Genomic DNA, 7,233 nt, shown 5'->3' on the forward strand with positions numbered 1-7,233 from the left:
GGCTGCGGCCTGCCGGGGTTTGCATTTTTCACGGATGGAGTCGTACCGGAAAGCAGCATCTGGCGCTCTGGCTCCACAGGGCAGGACGGTGCCGTGAAATTATTTCCTGCCGGAAACGCTGCATCTCCCGGTCCGGGCCTTCCCTGTGAAAAAAGGTTCCGGAAAAATCCGCAGATTTTTCCGGAACCTGATTATAAATATCATTTCATCTGATGATGGCCAGAGCGAAGCGGAGGCCATTTTAATCGTGCTGCTTCGCAAGGGCCTGCACCATATCGTGTATCCCCTTGCGCACCTCGGCGGGAGCCATTACTTCCACCTTGCCGCCAAAGCCGCACACCCAGCCGTAGAACTGGGGGCTGACGCATACCGGCACATCAAAGTGAAAATATGCACCGTCTTCCTCCGGCACGAACAGCGGCGTTTTGCCAAAGCGGTCGCGCATGGCGCTTTCCAGGTCGGCGGTGCAGCGCAGGGTGACCCGGTACTCCGGCCCGCCGAACATGTTGAAGTGCTTGCGCAGATAGGCGGGCAGGTCGAACTGGCGGAACTCGGCCTTGCCCCGGCGGGCATCGCCCAGCACCGTCACGGAAGACATGCGGTCCACGCGGTAGTTGCGGATGCCCGCAGGCTCTTTCTCGTCCTGATAAGCGATAAGGTAGTAGCAGCCGTTTTCCCATGCCAGCTGCCACGGGCTGACAGTGCGGGTGCCGCCGTCCTTGTAGCGGAACCGCACCATTCTGCCCGCATTGATGGCGCTGTGCAGCGCATCGATGCTGTAAAGCAGGGTGTGGCTGTCGCTTTTGGGGCGGCCATCCACATACACCTGACGCTGCAGCTGGGTGCCCTCGTAGTCGGAGCAGAGGGCTTCCAGTTTATGGATGAGTTTACTGCTGGTGCGTGCCGACACAACCTTGCTGGCCTGTACGGCATCCACCAGCAGCTTCAGCTCAGAAAGCTCAAAGGTGCGGCTGGCCAGCCAGTAGCCGCCGCCGCGCCCGCGCCGCAGCTGGATGTCATACCCCAGACTGCGCAGGGTGTCGATATCGCTGTAGATGCTTTTGCGCTCGGCAAGAATGTCCTGCTGTTCCAGCAGCTCTACCAGCTGCGGTACATTGAGCAGGTGTTCTTCGTCGGTCTTTTGTTCCAGAATGCGCAAAAGGGTCAAAAGCTTGGATTTCTGGCCTTCCTGCTTGGGCATGGGAGCACCTCCGGTTTATTCGGGCAGTTTTTTGTCGAACGCCGCGCGGCGCTGGGTGGAAAGACGGAACATCTCTTCCAGCTTGTTCCGGTCGTCGGCCACAAGGGCAGCGCGCATCTGCTGCAGCGCAGCATCGAACTGGTCGATCTCGCTGATGAGGTTTTCCTTGTTCCACAAAAACAGCTCTGCCCACATTTTATCGTTGATGCGTGCAATGCGGGTCAGGTCACGGAAGGAGTCGCCGGTGTACTCGCACAGCGAAGAGTTATCGTTGGCGCACATCAGGCTCACGGCGATGGCGTGGCACAGCTGGCTCACATAGCCGATCATCTTGTCGTGCTCCTGCACCGTCAGGGTGCAGATGTGGTGGAAGCCCAGCACTTCGGCCAGGTCCTTTGCCCACTGGATGGCTTCGGGCGTGTTCTTTTCCGTGGGGGTGATGATGAAGTTGGCCGGGGCAAAGTTCACCTCGGCGGCGTGCTCCACGCTGGAAGTCTCACGGCCTGCCATCGGGTGGCTGGCAATGAACTCCACGCCCGCCGGGCACATGGCCTGCACCGGCTCCACAAGGCCGGTCTTTACGCCGGAAACATCGGTAAAGATGCAGCCGGGCTTGAGCAGATGGCCGTAGGTGCGGAACCACTCGATGAGGGCCGTGGGGTACAGACCAAAGATGATGTGGTCGGCGCTGCTCACAAGGTCCTCAAAATCGTGGGTCTTGCCGCTGGCGATATAGCCGTGCTCTAGCGCGTACTGCAAATGCCCCTCGCTGCGGTTGATGCCGTCCACATGGAAGCCGGCTTTCGTCAGTTCCAGCGCGTATTTGCCGCCCAGCAGGCCAAGGCCCACCACGAGATAACGTTTTGTTTTATCAAGCATATTCCACCTCCGCGCCCAAGGGCTTGATGGCTTCAAAGAAATTCGGCCAGCTTTTTGTAATGGCTTCGGCATCGTCCACGGTCAGGGGGATGCCCGTACTCAGGGCCAGCACCGCAAGGCTCATGACCACACGGTGGTCATTGTGCCCATGCAGAACACCTGCCGGAGCGTGCAGCCTGTCCGCGCAGCCGTGCACCGTAATGGTGCCGCCCTCGCTTTCCAGCACGCCGCCGCAGGCACGCAGCTCGGCCTCCATGGCAGCGATGCGGTCACTCTCCTTCAGGCGTAAACGCTCTGCGTTGCGGATGACTGTAGTGCCCTCGCACAGCAGGCCCAGCACCATGAGCACAGGGCCAAGGTCCGGGCAGTCCGCAAGGTCGATGTCCACCCCGTGCAGGGGGGCCTTTTCAAAAGAGATGCCCTCTGCCGTGTGGGTAAACACCGCGCCGCACCGGCGCAGGATGTCCAGAATGGCGGCATCGCCCTGCAGCGTTTCCGGGGCAAGGCCGGTGATGGTCACGCCGCCGCACGCGGCCCCCAGCACCGCCGGGAACGCGGCCTGACTGTAATCGCCCTCCACGGTGTAATCGCAGGGGTGATAGTGCTGCCCGCCCGGGATGGCAAGAGTGTTTTCGTCCAGCCAATGGCTCTGCACACCGAAGGCTGCCTGCACAGAGCGGGTCATATCGATGTAGCTGCGGCTCTCCACCGGCGGGATGAGGTGCAGCGTGCTGTTGCCGGAAAGCAACGGCAGAGCAAACAGCAGCCCGCTGATGAACTGGCTGGATACATTGCCTGCAAGGCGGTATTCGCCGGGGGTCAGTGCCCCTTCCACGGTCAGCCCGGCAGCGCTCTGCTCAAACCGCAGGCCCTGCTCCCGGTACAGAGCGTCATACACCGACTGAGGCCGCTCCATCAGCCGCCCGCGGCCGGTGAAGGAAACTGCCTGTCCGGTCAGGCTGGCGATGGGGATGAGAAAGCGCAGGGTGCTGCCGCTCTCGCAGCAGTCCACCGGCGCAGCAAGAGGCACAAAATGCCCCAGCCCTTCCACCACAGCATCGTCTGCGCCGGTGCGCACACGGGCGCACAGCTGTGCCGCTGCGCCCAGCGTGGCAGAGATGTCCTTGCTGAATTCCAGATTGGTGATGTGGCTGCGGCCCTCGGCCAGTGCCGCGCAGAGCACAGCACGGTGGGCCATGCTCTTGCTGGGCGGGGCAGTGATGGTGCCGCCCACGGGACGCGCGTTCTGAATCGTTACCAGCATAGGCCGTTACATATCCCGGCCAATGGCCCATGCCACCTGACGGCACTTTGCCATGGCCTGTGCGAAGGAATCCGGGGTCAGGCACTGTGCGCCGTCGCTCCATGCGTGCTGCGGGTCGTAGTGGACCTCCACTTCCAGACCGTCGGCACCGGCGGCCACGGCAGCGATCATCATAGGCTCGACCAGATTGGCCTTGCCGGTGGCGTGGCTGGGGTCCACGATGATGGGCAGGTGAGTCTTTTCGTGGATGATGGGCACTGCAGAGAGATCGAGGGTGTTGCGGGTGTACTTCTCGAAGGTACGGATGCCGCGCTCGCACAGGATGACCTGCTCGTTGCCGCCGGCCATGATGTACTCGGCGCTCATGATCCACTCCTCAATGGTGTTGCACAGACCGCGCTTGAGCAGCACCGGCTTGTGCATCTTGCCCACGGCCTTGAGCAGCTGGAAGTTCTGCATGTTGCGGGCACCGATCTGCACCACGTCCACGTACTCCTCAAACTCCGGGATGCGGTCCTCGCTCATCAGCTCGGAGACGATGGGCATGCCGGTGGCCTCGCGGGCCTTTACCATATCCAGAATGCCCTCGGTCTCAAGGCCCTGGAAGGAGTAGGGAGAGGTGCGGGGCTTGTAGGCACCGCCGCGGAACAGGGTGGCACCGCCGGCCTTCACGCCCTGTGCAATGCGCAGAGCCTGCTCTGCGCCCTCGATGCTGCAGGGGCCTGCCATGACGGCGATCTTTTCCTTGCCGCCGATCTTCACGCCGCCGCAGTCGATCACGGAATCTGCCGGGTGGAACAGGCGGTTTGCACGCTTATAGGGCGCGGACACGCGGGTGACGTTGTCGATCCACGGGTTTGCCAGCACATCCCGTTCATCGATCTTGGTGGTGTCGCCCACCAGACCGAACACGTTGTAGTCCTTGCCGGTGATCAGGGTCACGTCCAAACCCTGTTTCTCGAATTTGTCAACGATCTTTTCCAGTTCGTCCTTCGGAGTCCCTTTTTTGGTGGAGATGATCATGGTGATAATTTCCTTTCGTTTTTACATCACGATATGCGCCTTGCTGGAGCCGTCGGTGCGCAGCAGCTGGGCCAGATAAATGCAGGCGTGCAGGTAGCCCTGCGGGCCTTCCCCGATGAAGTGGCCCTGACAGCCAAAGGATACCACGTCCGTCTTGCGGAAAGGCTCCCGCTCGTCCGGGGCGTGCAGCATCACTTCCACGGCGGGTACGCCGCACAGGCGCAGCGCATCCAGAATGGCCACGCTGTAGTGGGCGTAGGCACCAGGGTTCAGCACGATGCCGTCCACCCGGCCCGCTGCGGCCTGAATTTCGTCCACGAGGTCGCCCTCGTGGTTGGACTGGCAGCAGTCGGTCTCAATGCCCAGCTGTTCGCAGCCTGCCTGCACATAGTCCATGATGGCATTATAATCCAACTCACCGGGTACGCCCGGCTCCGACCAGCGCATGATGTTGAGGTTCGGGCCGTTAAGAATCAAAAATTTCATCCAGTGCCTCCATGGCGGCATGCAGGGCGTCGTCCAGCGTGCCGTTGTTGGGAATGACGGCATCTGCCGCTGCCAGATACAGCGGACGGCGCTGTGCTTCCATCTGGCGCAGTGCGTCCATGCTGGAAGAAAGCGGCCTGCCGCCGCCCACGGCCAGCGCATCCACCGGCCGGTCGATGAACAGAATGATGCCGTTCTGGTGCAGAGCACGCAGATTCTCCGGCTTTTTTACAATGCCGCCGCCGCAGGAAATGAGCTGCCGGCCCTCTTTGCCAAAGCGCTGTGTTTCGGCAGTTTCCTTTGTGCGGAAGCCGTCCTCGCCCTCGGCTGCAAAGATATCCGGGATGCTGCGGCCGTCGGTCTTTACGATCTCCTCGTCGAGGTCCACAAAGGTACGGCCAAGGTTCTTTGCCAGCATCCTGCCGAGGGTGGTCTTGCCGGAAGAGGGCATCCCGATCAGGGCAATGTTCAGCATATCCCGGCGCAGTGCGGCAGTGATGCGCCGAATTTCAACCGGCGCATCCTCGAACTTGCGGTCCAGAAAATATTCTGCGGCATACACTGCCTGCGCCACCAGCATTTCAAGGCCGCCCACAGCCACCGGCACGCCCGCTTCCTCGGCGCGGAGGATGAGTTCGGTCTTGTCGGGGTTGTACACCACATCCACCACAGCTTCAAGGCCTGGCATGGCGGCAACGTCCAGATTGCACACGCCTACATTGGGGTACATGCCGGCCGGTGTGGTGTTTACCACGATCTGCGCCCCGCTGGAAACGGCCTCGGCATAGCTCAGCTCGCCCTTTTCCGGGTCCGGATGTCGGCTGACGGTGAGCACCTTTGCCGCACCCTTGTCCCGGGCCACAGCGCTGGTGGTGTTGTGGGTGCCGCCGGTGCCCAGAATGAGCACGGTTCTGCCTGCAAAATTCACGCCGTGGGCGTCGCACAGGTGGGCAAAGCCCATATAATCGGTGTTATAGCCGTAGAGCAGGCCGTTTTTGTTCACCACCGTGTTCACCGCCCCGATGGCCTTGGCCCGCGGGTCGATGTAGGAGCAGTATTCCATCACCAGCTTTTTATAGGGGATGGTCACATTGATGGCCTTGAACTGCCGCTTTGCCAGAAAGGCCCGGGCCTCTTCCTCGGTGGGCAGAGGGCACAGGTCGTAGTGGTAGCCGCAGAGCATCTCGTGGATGATCTTGGAGTAGGAGTGGCCGAGTTTTGCGCCGATGAGTCCGTATTCCATTTTACTCGTCCTCCTTCCGGAAGCTGGTGGGGTGGGTCATCCAAGCCTCGCCGTAGCGTGCCGTGAGCAGGTCGCCCACAGCCAGTGCGGCGACGCAGGTCTGCACAATGGCGGCTCTGGGCACGATGCAGGGGTCGTGACGGCCCTGAATGGACAGCTGTGCGTCCTTTTTGGCAAGATAGTCTACTGTATCCTGCTGCTTGTAGATGCTGGGTGTGGGTTTGACCACGGTGCGGAACACCACCGGCATCCCGTTGGCGATGCCGCCGTTGATGCCCGCATTGTGGTTGGTGGCGGTCACCACCGCACCCTCCGGCGTCATGCGGAAGGCGTCGTTTGCTTCGGAGCCGCGCATCCCGGCAAAGCCGAAGCCGGTGCCGAACTCGATGCCCTTGACGGCGGGGACGGAGAACGCCAGATGTGCGATCTCGCTTTCCACGCTGTCGAAATAGGGCTCACCGATGCCTGCCGGCAGGCCGAGGATGGCGGTTTCCAGCATCCCGCCCACGCTGTCGCCCTCCGCACCGGCGGCACGGATGGCGGCTTTCATGGGTTCTTCTACGGTTTCATCCAGCACCGCAAAGCCCTCGGGCTTGCTGGCAAGGGCTTCCACCTGAGCAGAGAGCTGTGCGGCATCATCCAGCGCAAAGCGGGTGTCCGCAATGCCAGCGCACTCTGCGATATGGGTGGTGATGTCGATGCCCGCACGGTGCAGTGCGCTCAGCACAATGGCACCGCCCGCCACAAGGGCGGCCGTCACCCGGCCGGAGAAGTGCCCGCCGCCGCGCGCATCCTGAAAGCCGTGGTACTTGGCATAGGCGGTGTAGTCTGCATGGCCGGGGCGCAGAAGGTCTGCGGTCTTGGCGTAATCGCCGCTGCGGGTGTTGGTATTTTCGATCATCAGGGCAATGGCGGTGCCGGTGGTGCGGCCGTTCACCACGCCGGACAGCAGCTGCACGGTATCCGCTTCCACCCGGGGAGTGGACAGGCCGTCGCCCCGGGCACGGCGCTTGTCCATGCAGGCGGCAAGAAATGCCTCGTCCACCGGCAGGCCTGCGGCCATGCCGTCCAGCACCGCGCCGATGGCGCGGCCATGGCTCTCGCCGAAAATGGTCAGCGAAAGGTCGCTGCCGAATG

The 7,233-nt window shown here is 62.0% G+C and carries 7 protein-coding genes; all 7 read right to left on the bottom strand.

Features of this window, described 5'->3' with window-relative positions:
- Nucleotides 1-241 precede the first annotated feature (241 nt).
- Entirely contained in the window at nucleotides 242-1,201 is a 960-nt protein-coding gene (locus tag QZL71_RS00845; protein WP_294647358.1) for a helix-turn-helix transcriptional regulator, read from the bottom strand.
- Nucleotides 1,202-1,216: 15 nt separating this feature from the next.
- A complete protein-coding gene (locus QZL71_RS00850; RefSeq protein WP_097774633.1) occupies nucleotides 1,217-2,080 on the bottom strand; it encodes a prephenate dehydrogenase in 864 nt (287 codons plus the stop codon).
- Entirely contained in the window at nucleotides 2,073-3,344 is a 1,272-nt protein-coding gene (aroA, locus tag QZL71_RS00855) for a 3-phosphoshikimate 1-carboxyvinyltransferase (protein WP_294647359.1), read from the bottom strand. Before aroA ends, QZL71_RS00850 begins: the two co-directional genes overlap by 8 nt.
- A gap of 6 nt (nucleotides 3,345-3,350) precedes the next feature.
- Nucleotides 3,351-4,367: a 3-deoxy-7-phosphoheptulonate synthase gene (gene aroF / locus QZL71_RS00860; protein WP_097781196.1), complete on the bottom strand. Its 1,017-nt coding sequence runs from the start codon at nucleotides 4,365-4,367 to the stop codon at nucleotides 3,351-3,353.
- Between the two features lie 21 nt (nucleotides 4,368-4,388).
- Nucleotides 4,389-4,853: a type II 3-dehydroquinate dehydratase gene (locus tag QZL71_RS00865; protein WP_097774636.1), complete on the bottom strand. Its 465-nt coding sequence runs from the start codon at nucleotides 4,851-4,853 to the stop codon at nucleotides 4,389-4,391.
- A complete protein-coding gene (locus QZL71_RS00870; protein ID WP_294647361.1) occupies nucleotides 4,834-6,096 on the bottom strand; it encodes a shikimate kinase in 1,263 nt (420 codons plus the stop codon). Before QZL71_RS00870 ends, QZL71_RS00865 begins: the two co-directional genes overlap by 20 nt.
- A gap of 1 nt (nucleotide 6,097) precedes the next feature.
- Nucleotides 6,098-7,233: chorismate synthase (gene aroC / locus QZL71_RS00875; protein WP_294647363.1), on the bottom strand; the 1,136-nt coding region annotated here is incomplete at its 5' end.

The sequence above is a fragment of the uncultured Faecalibacterium sp. genome (assembly GCF_900066275.1).
Lineage (GTDB): Bacteria > Bacillota > Clostridia > Oscillospirales > Ruminococcaceae > Faecalibacterium > Faecalibacterium taiwanense.